20 protein-coding genes are annotated in these 16,303 nt (G+C 71.4%); 9 read left to right on the top strand and 11 right to left on the bottom strand.

The genetic code is table 11. The features are described 5' to 3' along the window. Positions 1-128: 128 nt before the first annotated feature. Positions 129-641, bottom strand: coding sequence for a ribonuclease FAU-1 family protein (locus tag Cba03nite_RS32645; RefSeq protein ID WP_239126181.1), 513 nt, complete (start codon positions 639-641; stop codon positions 129-131). A gap of 107 nt (positions 642-748) precedes the next feature. On the opposite strand from Cba03nite_RS32645, the gene Cba03nite_RS32640 reads away from it, so the two are divergent. Next, positions 749-1,354, top strand: a complete 606-nt coding sequence (locus Cba03nite_RS32640) for a putative glycolipid-binding domain-containing protein (protein ID WP_239126180.1) — start codon at positions 749-751, stop codon at positions 1,352-1,354. Here the strand turns inward: Cba03nite_RS32640 and rnhA are convergent. Both rnhA and Cba03nite_RS32630 read right to left on the bottom strand, forming a co-directional pair. Beyond that, positions 1,347-1,808, bottom strand: a complete 462-nt coding sequence (gene rnhA, locus Cba03nite_RS32635) for a ribonuclease HI (protein ID WP_203754690.1) — start codon at positions 1,806-1,808, stop codon at positions 1,347-1,349. The genes Cba03nite_RS32640 and rnhA overlap by 8 nt on opposite strands. Positions 1,809-1,834: 26 nt before the next feature. After that, positions 1,835-2,296 (bottom strand): DoxX family protein, encoded by a 462-nt coding sequence (locus Cba03nite_RS32630; protein ID WP_203754688.1) that lies wholly within the window; start codon positions 2,294-2,296, stop codon positions 1,835-1,837. 283 nt (positions 2,297-2,579) lie between these two features. Between Cba03nite_RS32630 and Cba03nite_RS32625 the strand changes: the two genes are divergently transcribed. After that, positions 2,580-2,861 (top strand): hypothetical protein, encoded by a 282-nt coding sequence (locus Cba03nite_RS32625; protein ID WP_203754686.1) that lies wholly within the window; start codon positions 2,580-2,582, stop codon positions 2,859-2,861. A gap of 15 nt (positions 2,862-2,876) precedes the next feature. Here Cba03nite_RS32625 and Cba03nite_RS32620 read toward each other — a convergent pair whose 3' ends face one another. The 7 genes from Cba03nite_RS32620 to Cba03nite_RS32590 form a co-directional block, all read right to left on the bottom strand. Next, a complete protein-coding gene (locus Cba03nite_RS32620; RefSeq protein ID WP_203754684.1) occupies positions 2,877-4,232 on the bottom strand; it encodes a wax ester/triacylglycerol synthase family O-acyltransferase in 1,356 nt (451 codons plus the stop codon). 154 nt (positions 4,233-4,386) lie between these two features. Next, positions 4,387-4,623 carry a CsbD family protein gene (locus Cba03nite_RS32615; protein WP_203754681.1) on the bottom strand — a complete coding sequence of 79 codons (237 nt, stop codon included), beginning with the start codon at positions 4,621-4,623 and terminating at the stop codon, positions 4,387-4,389. A gap of 86 nt (positions 4,624-4,709) precedes the next feature. After that, positions 4,710-5,135 (bottom strand): cytochrome c oxidase subunit 4, encoded by a 426-nt coding sequence (locus Cba03nite_RS32610; RefSeq protein ID WP_203754679.1) that lies wholly within the window; start codon positions 5,133-5,135, stop codon positions 4,710-4,712. 99 nt (positions 5,136-5,234) lie between these two features. Then, the gene (locus Cba03nite_RS32605; protein ID WP_203754677.1) at positions 5,235-5,594 is read right to left on the bottom strand and encodes a hypothetical protein; all 360 of its coding nucleotides are present in this window, start codon (positions 5,592-5,594) and stop codon (positions 5,235-5,237) included. A 14-nt stretch (positions 5,595-5,608) separates the two neighbouring features. Continuing rightward, complete coding sequence (locus Cba03nite_RS32600; RefSeq protein ID WP_203754675.1) at positions 5,609-6,391, bottom strand: metallophosphoesterase family protein; 783 nt, start codon at positions 6,389-6,391, stop codon at positions 5,609-5,611. After that, positions 6,388-6,648, bottom strand: a complete 261-nt coding sequence (locus tag Cba03nite_RS32595; RefSeq protein WP_346113434.1) for a hypothetical protein — start codon at positions 6,646-6,648, stop codon at positions 6,388-6,390. Before Cba03nite_RS32595 ends, Cba03nite_RS32600 begins: the two co-directional genes overlap by 4 nt. Beyond that, on the bottom strand, positions 6,645-7,289 hold the full coding sequence (locus tag Cba03nite_RS32590) for a nucleotidyltransferase family protein (protein ID WP_203754671.1): 645 nt from the start codon (positions 7,287-7,289) through the stop codon (positions 6,645-6,647). The genes Cba03nite_RS32595 and Cba03nite_RS32590 overlap by 4 nt, the downstream gene beginning before the upstream one ends. A gap of 146 nt (positions 7,290-7,435) precedes the next feature. Here Cba03nite_RS32590 and Cba03nite_RS32585 point away from each other — a divergent pair, with 146 nt between their 5' ends. The 3 genes from Cba03nite_RS32585 to Cba03nite_RS32575 all read left to right on the top strand — a co-directional run bounded on the left by Cba03nite_RS32585 (position 7,436) and on the right by Cba03nite_RS32575 (position 9,120). After that, positions 7,436-8,011 carry a YdeI/OmpD-associated family protein gene (locus Cba03nite_RS32585; protein ID WP_203754669.1) on the top strand — a complete coding sequence of 192 codons (576 nt, stop codon included), beginning with the start codon at positions 7,436-7,438 and terminating at the stop codon, positions 8,009-8,011. A 34-nt stretch (positions 8,012-8,045) separates the two neighbouring features. Beyond that, positions 8,046-8,447 (top strand): OsmC family protein, encoded by a 402-nt coding sequence (locus tag Cba03nite_RS32580; RefSeq protein WP_203754667.1) that lies wholly within the window; start codon positions 8,046-8,048, stop codon positions 8,445-8,447. Between the two features lie 136 nt (positions 8,448-8,583). Beyond that, positions 8,584-9,120 (top strand): hypothetical protein, encoded by a 537-nt coding sequence (locus tag Cba03nite_RS32575; RefSeq protein WP_203754664.1) that lies wholly within the window; start codon positions 8,584-8,586, stop codon positions 9,118-9,120. A 203-nt stretch (positions 9,121-9,323) separates the two neighbouring features. Here the strand turns inward: Cba03nite_RS32575 and Cba03nite_RS32570 are convergent, their stop codons facing one another. Continuing rightward, positions 9,324-12,059 carry a glycoside hydrolase family 3 N-terminal domain-containing protein gene (locus tag Cba03nite_RS32570; RefSeq protein ID WP_203754662.1) on the bottom strand — a complete coding sequence of 912 codons (2,736 nt, stop codon included), beginning with the start codon at positions 12,057-12,059 and terminating at the stop codon, positions 9,324-9,326. A 275-nt stretch (positions 12,060-12,334) separates the two neighbouring features. Between Cba03nite_RS32570 and Cba03nite_RS32565 the strand changes: the two genes are divergently transcribed. The 4 genes from Cba03nite_RS32565 (at position 12,335) to Cba03nite_RS32550 (ending at position 16,248) form a co-directional block, all read left to right on the top strand. After that, positions 12,335-13,120, top strand: a complete 786-nt coding sequence (locus Cba03nite_RS32565; protein WP_203754660.1) for an SDR family NAD(P)-dependent oxidoreductase — start codon at positions 12,335-12,337, stop codon at positions 13,118-13,120. Beyond that, on the top strand, positions 13,098-13,496 hold the full coding sequence (locus Cba03nite_RS32560; protein ID WP_203754657.1) for a hypothetical protein: 399 nt from the start codon (positions 13,098-13,100) through the stop codon (positions 13,494-13,496). Before Cba03nite_RS32565 ends, Cba03nite_RS32560 begins: the two co-directional genes overlap by 23 nt. Before the next feature lie 225 nt (positions 13,497-13,721). After that, positions 13,722-15,116, top strand: a complete 1,395-nt coding sequence (locus tag Cba03nite_RS32555; protein ID WP_308442773.1) for a family 2B encapsulin nanocompartment shell protein — start codon at positions 13,722-13,724, stop codon at positions 15,114-15,116. Between the two features lie 94 nt (positions 15,117-15,210). Then, a complete protein-coding gene (locus Cba03nite_RS32550; protein ID WP_203754653.1) occupies positions 15,211-16,248 on the top strand; it encodes a family 2 encapsulin nanocompartment cargo protein polyprenyl transferase in 1,038 nt (345 codons plus the stop codon). Positions 16,249-16,303 lie beyond the last annotated feature (55 nt).

Here is a 16,303-nt window from a genome sequence, read left to right as displayed (position 1 = left end):
CACCAGCACGAGCGACGCGAGAGCCGCCCGAAGCACGAGAGTTCTTGCCTTCATGTCCACTGTGACCGCCCCGGTGGCGTTTCGGTTCCACCCCGTACCGAGATTTTCCGCGGCTTCACCCGGCCGGGTCAGCCGATCGCGGCGAACCGGTCCGCGGCCAGGCGTTCCAGCTCGTCCAGCGCCTCGCGGGCCCGCGCCGCCGCCGCCGGGTCGCGCTCGGTCAGGCCGCTGTCGAGGAACTCGTCCTCGTCCAGGCGCAGCGGCGTGCCGCCGTCGGCGGGCACCCACAGGTCGAGGTCCAGGTCCGCCACCTCCAGCGCACCCTCCCGGGCCACCGCCGGCCGCGCCACGTCGCAGTACCAGCCTTTCAGCGCCCCGGCCGCGTCGCGTACCTCCTTGACCGAGTACCACCGGTCGCGCCAGTAGTGCTCGGTGAAGACGTCGCCCTGCTCGAAGCGTACGAAGCCGAAGTCCCGGGCCGTCGTGCCCGCCCACGGCGCCCGGACCACGAGGTGGTCGCCGTCGTCGGCGACCACGTCCGCGAGGTAGCTGATCTTCTCGCGGTCCTCCTTGCGCAGCCGCACCTCGATCCGGTCCCCCGGCGCCCAGCTCATCGGCGTCTCCCCAGCTCCCGTCTCCACGGCCGCAGCCTACCGAGATCACCCGATGCTCCTGTACCCGTTTACGCCCCCGGCGGCCCTCGGGCGATTCCGCCCCGGAACGGCCCCCGTGTGCCTAACCTCAGGACATGAACCCGTTGCCCTTGCCGCGCGCCCTGCTGTGGGACCGGATGGTCGAGGTCGGCACCGACCTCTCCCTCGTCGACCTGCGTGAGGACCTCCTCGTCGCGCGCGGCCAGGTGGTCGCCGCGGAGCCCGTCGCACACGCCTGCCGCTACACCCTGAAGACCTCGGACGGCTTCGCCACCGACACCCTGACCGTCGAGTCCGAGGGCGCCGGCTGGCAGCGCGAGGTGCGGCTGGAGCGGTCCGGCAGCTCCTGGCGGGTGACCACCAGCGAGCAGGGCAAGTTCGGCTCGGTGCAGCTGCCCGGCATCGTGGACCCGGGCCGGCTGTCCGGGGTGCTCGACGTGGACCTGGAGGCGACCGCGCTGACCAACACGCTGCCGATCCGGCGGCTGGGCCTGCTGGGCGCCGCGCCCGGCACCACGCACACCGTCCCGATCGCCTGGGTACGGGTGCCGTCGTTGCAGGTCATCCCGGTGGAGCAGACGTACACCGTGATCGACGAGGACACGATCCGCTACTCCTCGGGCAGCTTCACCGCCGACCTGACCGTCGACAAGGACGGGTTCGTGGTCAACTACCCCGGCTACGCGAGCCTGGTCAGCTGACCCGGTTGCGGGCCTGCGCCATGCCCTGATTCGCCAGCGCGTCGGCACGCTCGTTGCCGGCGTCGCCGGCGTGCCCGCGTACCCACCGCCAGTCGACCTCGTGGCGGGCGCAGGCGGCCGACAGTCGCTGCCACAGGTCGGCGTTCTTCACCGGCTTGCGCTCCGACGTCAGCCACCCGTTGCGCTTCCAGCCGTGCATCCACTTCGTGATGCCGTCCCGCATGTAGGTGCTGTCGGTGTGCAGGTGCACCTTGACCGGCCGCTTGAGCGTCTCCAGCGCCTCGATGGCGGCGGTCAGCTCCATCCGGTTGTTGGTGGTAGGCCCCGGATCCCCGCCGCAGATCTCGCGCACGTGCTCGCCGTAGCGCAGCACCGCGCCCCACCCGCCGGGCCCCGGATTGCCGGAACAGGCCCCGTCGGTGTAGATCTCCACCGCCCCGCCGCTCGCCGTCACCCCCGCAAGCTACCAGCCCGGGGCGGTCACGGAATGTGGTCGGGGCCGCGGTGGTGGTGCGGCTCGCGGGCGCTGCGGGTGAACAGCCAGTGATCGAGGCTGTAGCGGCCGGCGCCGACGGCGGCGATCAGCAGCGCGCCCAGCCCGAGCGCGATGACCAGCTCGGCCCCGCCCTGCTGGATGAACAGGCCCTTGCCGATGTGGACGAACAGGTACGCCCCGAGCATGTCCAGGAACAGCAGCGTGCCCGCGATGGGCGTGAACAGGCCGACGACGAGCAGCATGCCGCCGAGGAACTCGATGAGCGCGGCGGCCCACGCCGCGACGCCGGGCAGCGGCAGGCCCATCTGCTTGAAGCCCGCGGTGGTGGCGGCCATGCCGTCGACGAACAGCTTCTGGCAGCCGTGCGCCGTGAAGACGACGCCGAACCCGATCCTGGCCAGCAGTTTCACCACGTCGGTGGCGTTCGGCGGGAAGGCGTACCTCATGGCGACTCCGGGCGGTTGGCGGTGCCGAATGGCATGAACATCACTTTTCCACAGGATGATGGCGGTCAGTGGTGTTATCAGCGATCACGCGAAGCTGCGACACGCGCGGTGACGTCGAATGAGTCGCCCCGGTGGCCGCGCTCACTCTCGGCATGGTGGGATGCGTGTTGCGCGCGAGTCGTCAGGATCGCGCCCGGTTCGCGGAGCCTGTTGGCATCGCTGCCGTTTCGGCTTACCCTGACGTGGCCGTATGAACATCAACCTGCGGAGAACGGAGGACCGGATGCCGTCCGACCGTCTGATCAACCGGCGATTCGTGTACAACGGCCACCAGTGCACGGTCGTCGACTACGACGGCGACAAGCGCCTCGCCATCGTGATGGACGACCAGCCGCACGAGGTGTACTCGGTGAACATCGACATCGGCGACGATCCGACCGTCGGCAGACAGCTGGACCTGTTCTACCTGCGCGGCGAGTTCTACGCCTGGCCAGCCGTCGGCCGCGGCAAGCCCCCCGCGCTGGCCAAGCACGACATCCCGGTCGAGCCGTCGACCGACCTGTGAACCCCCGCCCGGCCGTCAGACGTCGAGTTCGGCGAGCGCGGCGGGCAGGGCCTCGGTGAGCTTCTCCATGTCGGGCAGCGCGGCACCGTCGGCGTACAGGCCGATGTGGACCGCGTCGCGATAACGCGACAGCCCGATCGCCAGCGCGTGCCCGCTGGCCAGCGGCGCGATCGGGTACAGCTCGGCCAGCCGGCCGCCGCCCAGGTGCAGCGGCACCGGCGGCAGCGGCACGCTGGTCACCACGATGTCGAACAGCAGCGGCGCGGCGTACGCGGCCAGCGGCGCGGCGAACCGGTGCAGCGCGGGCGGGATCAGCCCGGCCAGCACCGGCAGCGCCCCGGCGCCGCGGCGCGGGCCGGCCGTCTTGTTGGCGTCCATGGCCTCGTGGATGAGCGCCAGCCGGCGCACCGGATCCGGCTCGCCGAGCGGCAGATCGCACAGGTACGCCGAGAGCTGGTTGCCGTCCTCGCTGCCCGCCGAGCGGGGACGCTGGCTGGCCGGGATCAGCGCGCGCAGCACGTCCAGCGGCTGCCCGTGGGCGGTCAGCCAGCTCCGCATGGCGCCGGCGACGACAGCCAGCAGCAGGTCGTTGAGGGTGCCGCCGCGCTTGCGGCGGATGCGCTGCAGCTCGCGCAGATCGAGGCTGGCGAACGCCGCCCGGCGGGTGCCGGACGGGGCGGTGAGCAGCGGCGACGGCTGCGGCGCGCGCATCCGGCCGAGCACGGCCGAGGCGATGCCGAGCGCCGTGCCCGCACGGTCGAGCACCGCGCCGACCGCGTGCTCGGGCCGGGCGAGCAGCTCGGCGCCCTGGCGGGCCAGCGACGCGAGCGGCGACTCCGGCTCCACCGGCCCGGCGGCCTCGGACAGGAACGCCTCACCGCCGTCGAGCAGGCCGAGGCCCAGGCCGATGGCGCCCTGGCCGTCGCACATCGCGTGGTGCATCTTGGCGACCAGCGCGTAGCGGCCGCCGTCGAGGCCGCTGACCACGTGTAGCTGCCACAGCGGGCGGTTGCGGTCCAGCGGCGCGGTCATCACCTCGGAGACCAGCGCGGCCAGGTCGTCGCGCCCGCCCGCCTCCAGGCGGTGGTGCAGGATGTGGTTGCGCGGGTTGAACACCGGGTCCTCGACCCAGGCGGCGCCGCCCAGCGCGGTGGTGTTCACCTTGCACCGCATCCGGGGCACCCGCCGCGCCCGCTGCGCCAGCAGCGTGACGACGTCCTCGGGCCGCACCCGCTCGTCGGGGTGGAAGACCGCTACGGCGCCCAGGTGCATGGGCGACGCGGCGTTCTCCATACACAGGAACGACATGTCCAGAGCGCTGAGCCGCCCGTCCTCCATGGCCATCCTCGCGTCGTCGTGGAGCGTGGCCACACCGGGCCGCGCGGCTCCCTTGCCGCGGCCGTGCCGGCCTTTGACCTTGATACAACGTCTGAGACCACGTTAAGGCTGCGGTTTGTCCGGCCGGTTACGAGGATGTTCAAAGGTGTCGGCGGACACCCCCTCAGACATCACTGCACGTTGATTGCTATACCTCGTCGCGGCGCTCCAGCCGGAGCCGCTCGTCGCGGCTGATGTGCCCGGCCGCCTCCTGCGCCTTGGCCACGTCCTTGGCCTTCTCCCGGGCCTCCTCCTCGTGCGCGGCGGTGACCCGCGCCCGGCCCTCCTGCTCCCAGCGCTGGTTGTGGGTGACCCTCCCGGCCATCTCCTCGGCCTTGCCGGCCACGCGCTGGCCCATGTTGTGCAGCTTCGCATCGAAACCCATGGCAGACCGTCCTAGCTATGCCCGCGCGCCCACCAGCGCGGGGATCCCCCGACCCTTCGATTGTCGCGCGGAAACGGCCTCCGGCGTCAGTGTTCGGCGGTACGGCGGGTGCCGGTGTAGTACTCGAACAGCATCGCCGCGGCCGTCACGATCGCCCCGAGCACGCCGAGCGCGATCAGCCACCACATCCAGAACACCAGCCCCAGCGAGGCCAGGGTGGCCGCCACGGCGATGGCGAACGGCCAGTAGCTGCCGGGGCTGAAGAAGCCGATCTCCCCCGCGCCCTCGGCGATCTCGGCGTCGCGGCGGTCCTCCGGGCGCGGCTCCAGGCGGCGTGACACGAACCAGAAGTAGCCGCCGCACATCAGGCAGAGCAGGCCGCTGAGGGTCAGCGTGGTGGTGCCGATCCAGTCGTAGCGCGACAGCGCCGCCCCGGACCAGAACCAGTACACGATCGCCATGACGAACAGGAACGCGGCGACCCCGAGAAAGATCCGGTACTCGGTCTTCATGACGGCCCCCGTTTACGCATGAAGAAGGCGGGTGCGGGGGGCCAGTGCAAAGTAGCACCGACCGCCCCGCACCCGCCTCGGTTTCGGCAGGTCGGCGTGTCAGCCGACGCTCTCCTCCACCTTCTCCCGGGTGTGCCCGAGCTGCCGGCGCAGCGAGGCGACAGCCTCGTCCACCGGATGCCCGCGCAGCAGCTCCGCCACGGCGAAACCGGCCAGCGCGCCGATCCCGGCCGCCGCCACCACCCAGCCCCACCGGATCGGTGCCGGCTTGCCCGCCAGCATGTCCAGTGCCAGCGAGGAACGGCGCCGGGCCTCGACCCCGGTGTCGGACAGCGCGTCGCGGACCAGGCCCGCCCGCTCCTTGGCGCGCTCGGCGGCCACCTCCCTGGTGTTGCCGAGCCCCTTCATGAACTCGTGCCAGGTCGTGGTCGCCAGGTTGTCACGGCTACGGGTGAACATCTCGCCTCCTGACGTCAGACATCGTTCGACAGCGAGTCGATACCCCGGCCTGCCCCCTGGGAAACGGGCATTCGGCTCGCGGACGGCAGTTCGAGCTGGTAAACGCTGTACGCCTGGCGGATCACGGGGTGGGCGACGTTGCGCACCCGCACCCCGCCCGGGGTGATGCCGCGCTCCACGCCCGCGTGCGCGTGCCCGTGCACGGCGAGCGCGGTCGGCGCCGCGTCGATGGCATGGCCCAGCAGGTACGACCCGAGGAACGGGTAGATCTCCAGCGGCTCGCCGCAGAGGGTGTCCGGCACGGGGGCGTAGTGCGTCATCGCCACCAGCACGTCGCAGTCCAGCGACAGCAGGGCCGCCTGGAGCCGGTTCGCGCTGCGCTCGGTCGTACGCACGAAGTCCTTGATCTCGGGCTCGCCGAACATGCTGGCGCAGCGCCCGGCGAAGCCGCCGCCGAAGCCCTTCACCCCGGCCACGCCGAGCTTCGCGTCGCGGCAGCTGATGGTGATGCCGTCGCCCTCCAGCACGGTGATGCCCGCCGAGGCGAGCACCTTGGTCACCTCACGCGGCTGGTCGCTGTGGTGGTCGTGGTTGCCGAGCACGGCGATCACCGGCACGGGCAGGTCACCGAACTCCCGGGCCACGCACTGGGCCTCGTCCACGGTGCCGTGGCGGGTCAGGTCGCCCGCCAGCAGCAGCACGTCGGCGGTGCCGCCGAGCTGCTCCAGGGAGGGCCGGTAGCGGCCGAGGACGTCCACGTCCATGTGCACGTCGCCGACCGCGGCCACGCGTATCACGAGATCACCTCCGGCTCGGGCGGCACCGCGACCGTGGTCACCACGATGTCGTTCTGCACGTGCCGGTCGGGGAACTCGGCGGCCACCCGCGCGGCGATCGCGTCCCGCCGGGCGGCGCTCTCCACCTGCCCGCGCAGCACGATCAGGCTGTCCCGTCGGATGACCTCGATGCCCTGCTCGCAGATCGAGCCGTCCTCGGTCAGCATGCGGTGGACCGCGGCGTCGGCGTACTCGTCGGAGATCCTGGCCTCGCTCACCACGCACCCGTCCCGTTCGCTCCGGCAGGCACTCCCGCCTGCTCCCTCTTCGGCTTCACCGCCTGCTCGCCCGGCTGCGGCGCGTACTCCCGCGGGATGATCTCCAGGAGGCTCAGCAGGTAGAGGCAGGCCTTGGCGTACACCGAGTGCTCGGTGTCGTGGCGCACCTGGTCCCAGTCGATCTGCTCGCGCAGCGAACGGGCCACCGGCAGCGCCCGCGCGAAGTCGCAGTGGTGCTGGGAGAACGCCAGCAGCTTGTGCTCCATCAGCATGGTCGCCGACAGCACGGGGATGTGCAGCGCGCCGACCGGCACGATCGAACTCTCCGCCAGCACCTCCTCGGTGACCTGGCGCTGCACCGGGCGGAAGATCAGATCGACGAGCCGGTCCTCGTCGTACACCTTGACGAGCCAGTCCTCGGGCGGGCGCTCGGTGCGGAAGCCCTCCTGCGCCATCGCCTCGAGCGTCCGCTCCACGTCCTCTTCGCGGATCATGAAGTCCACGTCATGCTCACTGGAGGTGCCACCGCGCGCGTACACGGCGAAACCGCCCGCCAGGGCGAACGGGACCTCGGCGCGGCGTAGCACGCTGGCGGCGCGTTTCATCGTCTCCAGGAGCTCTGCACTGATCTCGCTGAGCATGGGGTCGCTATACCCGAGCCCCCTTCTTCTCACACATCCCCGAAGGAAGGGCACCTTCTTAACGCTATGCGTATAGGAAGGGCACCTTCTTAACTCCCCACCTCCGGTGGCGGGCTCCTGTCGGACCCTCGTGCTTGACTTCCGGGATGGCCGCCGACCTCCCCACCCTGTCCTTCGCTTCGGCCGAGGACTTCGAGCAGTGGCTCGCCGCGCAGCCCGCCGCCAGCCCCGGCGTCTGGCTCAAACTGGCCAGGAAGCGCCCCGGCGTGGTCGCCCTCGACTACCCCCAGGCGCTGGACGTGGCGCTGTGCCACGGCTGGATCGACGGGCAGAAGGCAGCGCTCGACGACACCCACTGGGTGCAGAAGTTCACCCCGCGCCGGGCACGCAGCCGCTGGTCGAAGGTCAACCGGGAGAAGGTCGCGGCACTGATCGAGCAGGGCCGCATGCGCCCCGCCGGACTCGCCGAGATCGAGCGCGCCAAAGCCGACGGGCGCTGGGACGCGGCATACGACAGCCCGCGCACCGCCGAGGTCCCCGCCGACCTGGCCGAGGCGATCGCCGCCGACCCCGCCGCGGCGCGCTCCTTCGCCGAACTGAACCGCACCAACCGGTTCACCATCCTGCACCGCATCCACGATGCCAAGCGCCCCGAGACCCGCGCCCGCCGCATCGCGCAGTTCGTCGCCATGCTCGCCGAGGGCCGGAAGATCTACCCCTGAACACGGACCCGCCCGCGCCGGTAGCATTGCGATCATGGCAAAGGTACGGGTCGAGCGCACCGAGGACGGCTTCCTGGCGACCAACGAGCGGGGCGCCTCGGTCGCCGTGGGCAGCTCCGATCAGGAGGGTGTCTTCTCCCCCGTCGAGCTGCTCCTGGTGGCACTCGGCGGCTGCGAGATCGTCACCATCGAGCCCCTGACCGCCAAACGCGGCCACCGCCTCCTCAAACTCGCCGTCCAGGTGGACGCGGAAAAGGTCGCCCCCACCAAACTAGGCCCCATCACCGCCACCTACGAGATCGAACTACCCCCCGGCGACGACAAGGCCCGCGAGGTCTTCGAAGCCGTAGCCCACCGAGTCCACGAAAACCACTGCACCGTCGGCCGCGCCCTCCGCGAAGGCACCCAAACCCTCCAAATCCTCCCCCACCCCTGACCCCCCTCTCCCGCGTCGATCTTGCGTGTACTGTGCCGACGACACACTCCAAACGGGCAAAAGGGCAACACTTCGCGCAAGATCGACGTGATCTTGGGGCGGGGGTGATGACAGGGGTGGGATCTAGGGTGCGGGGATGAGTGATGAGGAGCTGCTGCGCGCCATTCGGGAGGACGCCGGCATCGCGGAGATGCTGGTGCGGTTCGACTTCGACCTGGAGCGTGCTGTCAACGGGCCTGCCGAGGTGGTCGCGCTGCGCGACGGCGGGGCGCTGGAGATGATCGCGGGGGACGCGTCCGGCGGGGCGTTCCTGCTGGCAGGGCCGCCCGCGGCGAGCAGGCCGGTGGTGTACGCCGGGTCCGAGGGCGAGGGCGGGCTGATCGCGCCGGATCTGCGTACCGCGCTGGCGCTGGTGGTGGGGCTGTCCAGCCTGCACGACGCGACGTCGATGCCGCTCGGTGACGGGGCGGCGCTGCGGGAGTGGCTCGCCTTCGCGGACAGCGAGATCCGGGAGGACTGGCCCGAGCTCGACGACGACCGGGCCCGGCTGCGCGCCGCGCTGAACCTGCCCTCGGCCGAGGAACTGCTGCCGGTCCTGCACGCCTCGGCCGCCGACGACCGCTACCGCCCGGTGTCCGAGGCCGGCGACGTCTACGAGTCCATGCTCGGCTGACGCCACTCCCCCGCCCACCCGGCCCGATGATCGTCCGACTTGCCTGGCACACGGGCGTATCTTGAGCCCGCATTCGCCCATGTGCCAGGCAAGTCGAGCGATGTTGGCGGCGGGTCACCGGCGCGACCGGAGCGGCCACCCCGGGACACGTTAAGAAGGGCACCTTCTTCTACGCATAGCGTTAAGAAGGTGCCCTTCCTTCGTCAGGAGACGACGCAGGGGGTGTTGTTGAGGGTGAAGAGGGTGGGGGTGGAGTTGGTGCCGGAGTAGGTGCCCTGGAAGCCGAACTGGGCGTTGCCGTTCGGGGCGATGGTGCCGTTCCAGCCGACGTCGCGGGCGGTTACGGCCGCGCCGGACTGGGTGACGGTGGCGTTCCAGGCGCTGGTGACCTGCTGATTGCCACTGAAGGTCCAGGTCAGCGTCCAGCCGTTGATCGTCGTGGTGCCGAGGTTGTAGATGGTGACGTTGGCCGTGAAGCCGTTGCCCCAGGTGTTCGGCACCCAGCCGACGCGGCACGTGCCGCCGCTGCCGCCGGTGGTCACCACGACGGTGTTGGAGTTGGCGGAGACGTTGCCGGCCGCGTCGCGGGCCCGGACGTAGAAGCGGTACGTGCCCGACGGCTGCAGGCCGGTGGCCGTATAGGTCGTCCCGGTCGCCGTGCCGACCTGGCTGAACGTGCCCCCGCTGGCGCCCACGGCGCGGAACACGTCGTAGCCGGTGACGCCGGTGTCGTCGGTCGACGCGGTCCAGGTCAGCGTCGCGCCGCTGCTGGTGACGTTCGATGCGGCCAGGTTGGCGGGGACCGTCGGCGGATACCCGTCGGCGCTGGGGGACGTGGCCACGTTGACGGTGCCCGAACGGGTGGACCGGTTGCCGGCGGCGTCCTTGGCGTACACCGCGAAGGTGTACGCGGTCGAGGCTGACAGACCGGTCAGCGTGGCCGTGGCCGTGGCGGACGAGGCGAGCACGGTCTCGCCGGTCCCCTGGACACGGACCACCTCGTACCCGCTGACGCCGACGTTGTCGGTCGAGGCCGCCCAGGACAGGGTGGCCGAGGAGGCGGTCACGTTCGAGGCGGTGGGCGTGCCGGGGGCCGAGGGCGGCGTGGTGTCGGCCGGGGCGCCGTAGGACAGGCCGTAGCCGTATGCGAACAGCGGGGTCTTGCCGTCGCCGTCGTTGATGGGCTGCTGGCTCGCGCTGCTCATCCAGGTCATCGGCAGCTTGCCGGTGGGCTGCACCGCGCCGAACAGCACGTCGGCCACGCCCTGCCCCTCGGTGCCCGGCAGCCAGGCGGCCACGAGGCCGTTCCAGTTGCCCAGCTGCGACGCGATGTCCAGCGGGCGGCCGGAGACGAGTACGACGACGACCGGCACGCCCGCGTTGCGCAGGGTGGTGAGCGTGTTCAGGTCGGTGCTGTCCAGGCCCATGCCGCTGGGGCGGTCGCCCTGGCCCTCGGCGTACGGCTGCTCGCCGACGACCGCGATGGCGACCCGGTACGAACTGTCGATGCCGCTGCCGCTCGCGTTGTAGGTGACGGTGGCGCCGGAGCCGACGGTGTTACGGATGCCCTGCAGGATCGTGGTGCCCGGGGTGGTGTTGCCGGACGCGCCCTGCCAGGAGACGGTCCAGCCGCCGCTCTGCAGGCCGATGTTGTCGGCGTGCCGCCCGGCCACGAAGATCTTGCCGCCGGAGGGCGCGATCGGCAGCACGTTGCCCGCGTTCTTGAGCACGACCTGCGACTTGGCGACGGCCTGGCGGGCCAGGGCGCGGTGCGCCGAGCCGCCGAAGGTGGCCAGGAACGAGCGGTCGGCGAGCGGCCGCTCGAACAGGCCCAGCTCGAACTTCTTGGTCAGGATGCGGCGCACCGCGTCGTCGATGCGGGAGGTGCTGACGCGGCCCGCGTTGACCTCGGCGCGCAGCAGATCGATGAACGACTTCCAGGCGGTGGGCACCATGACCATGTCGATGCCCGCGTTGACCGCGCTGCGTACGTCGGTAGCGCTCATGCCGGTGGCACCGTCGATCTGGTCGATGCCGTTCCAGTCGGAGACGACGATGCCGGAGAAGCCCAGCTCGCCCTTGAGCACCGTGGTGATCAGGTACTGGTTGCCGTGCAGCTTGCTGCCGTTCCAGCTGCTGTAGGAGATCATCACCGAGCCGACGCCGCGCTGGATGGCGGCCTGGAACGGCGGCAGGTGGATCGCGCGCAGCTCGGCCTCGGACAGCTGGGTGTTGCCCTGGTCGGTGCCGTTGGTGGTGCCGCCGTCGCCGAGGTAGTGCTTGGCCGTGGCCAGCACCGACGCGGTGCCGCCGAGCGAGCTGCCCTGCAGGCCGGTGACGATGGTCGCCATCGAGCCGACCAGCTCGGGCTTCTCGCCGAAGGACTCGTAGGTGCGGCCCCAGCGGTCGTTGCGGGCGACGCACAGGCAGGGCGCGAAGTCCCAGTCGACGCCGGTCGCGGTGACCTCCTCGGCGACCGCGCGGCCGATCTGCTGGACGAGGTCGGGGTCGCGGGTCGCGCCGAGTCCGATGTTGTGCGGGAAGATCGTCGCGCCGACCACGTTGTTGTGGCCGTGCACGGCGTCGGCACCGTACAGCAGCGGGATGCCCAGCGGCGTGGCCAGCGCGGCGTTCTGGAAGCCGTCGGTCATGTCGGCCCACCCGGTGGCGTTGTTCGAGCCGGGCGCGGAGCCGCCGCCGGACAGCACCGAGCCGAGCCGGTACTGCGTGATGTCGGAGTTGCTGACGGAGGCGCGTTCGGCCTGGGTCATCTGGCCGAGCTTCTCGTCCAGCGTGAGGCGCGACATCAGGTCGGCGACCCGGGTGGCCACGGGCAGGGCGGGGTCCTGGTACGGCAGCGCGGCGGCGCTCGCGGGCGGCGCCACGGCGAGGGTCGCGAGCAGCGTGCCGGTGAGCACGCTCAGGCGCAGGAGCTTCATGTCCATTCCTGTTCCGGTACGGGGACAGGCGGGACGCCGGAGGACCGGGCCCGCCGCGGTGGGTCGCCCGGCCACGGCCCTGATCGGCGGCCGCGACGGCGGGTGACGGTGCGCTCGGCGGTGCCCGGTGTCGCCAATGGGAGCGCTCCCGAAAGCAGCTTACGGGACATTCACATACTTGAAAAGAAGCCATGACAGGCGCTGCCGCCGTGGCACGATTCCGGTGAGGGAGGCGTGCGGCAGCGCGCCCGCCGGCCCCGCGGGAGGGGACGAGGATGATGCTCTCCGGCAAACGTGCGACGGTCTTCGCGGCGGACGAGAAGCTCGGCGAGATGGTCGCCCGCCACCTGGCACGGCAGGGCGCCGAGGTCTGGGTCAGCGGGCTGGACACCGAGGCGGTGGAGGCCCTCGCCGAGAAGATCCGGGCCGACGGCGGCGAGGCGCATTCGGCCACGGTGGATCCGACCGACCCCTACCACGTACGCGAATACGTCAACGCGGTCGTCTCGAAGGGCCCGCTCGACGCGTCCTTCAACGGCTTCGAGGTGCCCGCCAACAGCGCGGGCATGGGCGTGCCGTATCGCGAGCTGGACCCGGCGGTCTTCACCGACGTGCTGGGCGAGGTGGTCGGCGCGCAGTTCCTGACCTCGCGCGAGGCGGCCCGGGTGATGGTCCCGGCCGGGCGCGGCTCGATCGTCACCATCGCCTCCACCAACGGCAGCAGCGGCCGCCCGCACACCGGCGCGCTGGGCGCCGTCGCGGGCGCGCTGGAGGCCCTGGCCCGCAGCATGGCCAGCGAGTACGGCCCGAACGGCATCCGGGTCAACCACGTGCGCGCCACCCGCCTGTCCACGGGGCCGATGTACCACGCGAACGCGCTGGGCCGGCCGGTGACGGTGGACGAGGTCGCCGCCACCGTGGCGTGGCTGTGCGCGGACGCCTCCAGCGCCGTGACCGGGCAGATCGTCGAGGTCAGCGGCGGCGAGCAGGGGCTCAGCGAGAGCGTCGCGGCGCACCGCGAGCACGGGAAGGAGCGGCATGTCGAACTCGATCTACCATGACGAATACGGCACGATCAGCCACGACGGCGGGGTGGGCGTGCTGGAGCTGACCTGGTCGGCGGCGACCGACCACATCAGCGAGGCCGACTTCAAGGCGCTGATGGCCCGGTTCGCGCAGACCGCCGAGCAGATGCCGACGAAGTACGTCGTGGTCGACGCCCGCGACCTGCACCACCGCCCGGACGCGGACTTCGACGGCTGGTACGACGCCAACGTCACGCCCTGCTTCGACCGGGCGGGCGTGGCGAAGCTGGCCTTCCTGATGCGCCCCGCCGAGGCGGCCGAGGCCGAACCCTCGCCCGAGGGACCGGCGACGTTCCCCACGGCGTACTTCGACTCGATGCAGTCGGTGCGGGACTGGCTGCGCACCGGCTGACCCGGCCCGCCGCCGGGCACGATCAAGGCTCCGTTCGCGCCGCTCACCCGGCATGGACGGAGCCTTGGTCAGGTCCGGTACGAGCCGCACCCTAACAGAGCACGATCACCAGTTCCAGACCTTTCGTTCATACCACCTGGCAGCTAAGAATTAGTGCGAACCGGACATACCGGCGGGAGATCTCCCGCCGGTTCGTACTACCAGAGGTGGGTGATGGTGGTGTCTGTGGATTCCTCCGCGGAAGTCGAGGTTGGACAGGCACAGTCGAGTCTCGCGGTCGCCGCGGCTCGCAACCTGGCGACGACGACGAAGTCGGCGCCGCAGATGCAGGAGATCTCGTCCCGGTGGCTGCTGCGCATGCTGCCGTGGGTGCAGGTCAAGGGCGGCACGTTCCGGGTCAACCGGCGGCTGAGCTACGCCGTCGGCGACGGCCGGGTCAGCTTCACCTCGATCGGAGCCCAGGTGAAGGTGGTGCCGCCGGAGCTGTGCGAGCTGCCGCTGCTGCGCGGCTTCGAGGACCTGCCGGTCCTGGGCACGCTGGCGGACCGGTTCACCCAGGCCGAATACGCCCCCGGCGACGTCATCGTCGAGGCGGGACGCCCCGCCGACCAGGTGCACCTGATCGCCCACGGCAAGGTCAACCGGCTGGGCACCGGCAAGTACGGCGACAAGATCGTGCTCGGCGTGCTGGCCGACGGGGAGTACTTCGGCGACCAGGCGCTCACCCGGCACGGCACCACCTGGGAGGTCACCGTCAAGGCGGTCACCAGCTGCATCGTGCTGTCGCTGAGCCGGGCCGCGTTCGACGAGGTGGTGCAGCAGTCCGACGCGCTGCGCGAGCACGTACGCCGGCTGCAGGCCAACCCGGTGCCCGCGCAGAACAAACACGGCGAGGCGGCGATCGAGATCTCCGCGGGCCACGTCGGCGAGGCCCAGCTGCCCGGCACGTTCGTCGACTACGAGCTGACCCCGCGGGAGTACGAGCTCAGCGTCGCGCAGACCGTGCTCCAGGTGCACACGCGCGTGGCCGACCTCTACAACGAGCCGATGAACCAGATCGAGGAGCAGCTGCGGCTGACCATCGAGGCGCTCAAGGAACGCCAGGAGCACGAGCTGATCAACAACAGGGAGTTCGGCCTGCTCCACAACGCCGACCTCAAACAGCGCATCCACACCCGCACCGGCCCGCCCACGCCCGACGACCTGGACGAGCTGCTCTGCCGGCGGCGCAGCTCGCACGTGTTCCTGGCGCACCCGCAGGCCATCGCCGCGTTCGGGCGGGAGTGCACCCGGCGGGGCATCTACCCGCAGGGCGCCGAGCTCAACGGGCACACCGTGCCCGCGTGGCGGGGCGTGCCGCTGCTGCCCTGCAACAAGATCCCGGTCACCTCGAACCGCACCACGTCGATCATCGTGATGCGGCTCGGCATGGAGGAGCAGGGCGTGATCGGCCTGCACCAGACCGGCCTGCCGGACGAGTACCAGCCCAGCCTGTCCGTGCGGTTCATGGGCATCAACGACAAGGCCGTCATGTCGTACCTGGTCAGCGCCTACTACTCGGCCGCCGTGCTGGTCCCCGACGCCCTCGGTGTGCTGGAGAACGTGGAACTCGGCCACTGATCATGCCCCCAGGGGCACCCTGCCGACGCGTCAACACGTTGGACAGGGTGCCCCGCTTCAACTCAGAGGCTTTCTCGGAAGAGGTGGTACGACGATGAGCACCGTGGAGATGGCACGCGGCCAGTCCGCCCGTGACGTGCTGGCCTGGAGCCGCACGCTGGTCGACCCGGCGATGCGCGCCGCGATCGGCACGCTGAGACCGGCGATGCGGCGGATCGCCGGCTACCACTTCGGCTGGTGGGACGCCGACGGCACGCCCGCCACGGGCGACGGCGGCAAGGCGATCCGGCCCGCCTTGGTGCTGGTCTCCGCCGAGGCGGTGGGCGGCGACGCCGCCGCGGCCGTGCCCGGCGCGGTCGCCGTGGAGCTGGTGCACAACTTCTCGCTGCTGCACGACGACATCATGGACGGCGACGTCACCCGGCGGCACCGCCCCACCGCGTGGACCGTGTTCGGGCAGGCCCCCGCCATCCTCGCCGGGGACGCGCTGCTCTCCCTCGGCTTCGACGTGCTCGCCGCCTGCGGCCACCCCGCCGTGCCCGAGGCCGGGCGCCGGCTCAACGAGGCCGTACAGGAGCTGATCGACGGCCAGAGCGCCGACCTCGAATTCGAGGAGCGCGACGACGTACGCCTCACCGAATGCCTGTCCATGGCCGAGGCGAAGACCGCCGCCCTGCTCGGCGGGGCGTGCGGGCTCGGGGCGCTGCTCGGCGGCGGCACCCCCGGGCAGATCGCGGCGCTCACCGAGTTCGGCCGCCGGACCGGCCTGGCCTTCCAGTTCGTCGACGACCTGCTCGGCATCTGGGGCGACCCGGCCGTCACCGGCAAACCGGTCCACTCCGACCTGGCCAGCCGCAAGAAGTCGCTGCCGGTGATCGCCGCGCTCACCTCGGGCACCCCCGCCGGGATCGAACTGGCCGCCCTCTACCGCAGGCAGGGCCCGCTCAGCCCCGCCGAGCTGGCCCACGCGGCGGACCTGGTGGACGCCGCGGGCGCCCGCACCTGGGCCCGCGCCCGCGCCGACGCCCTGCTCACCCAGGCGCTACGCCGCCTGCACGCCGCCGACCTGTCCCTCGTCCCCGCCGCCCAGCTCCACGCCGTCGCCCGCCTCGCCACCCACCGCCACCACTGACGCTCCCGCTCCCCCGGCCGTTCTTGAACGTCGGTCTGTCTCGTCGACTTAGATC

Origin of the sequence: Catellatospora bangladeshensis (assembly GCF_016862575.1) — a bacterium.
Lineage (GTDB): Bacteria > Actinomycetota > Actinomycetes > Mycobacteriales > Micromonosporaceae > Catellatospora > Catellatospora bangladeshensis.
The sequence above is the reverse complement of the archived record's forward strand: the minus strand, read 5'-3'. Positions and strand labels throughout refer to the sequence as shown.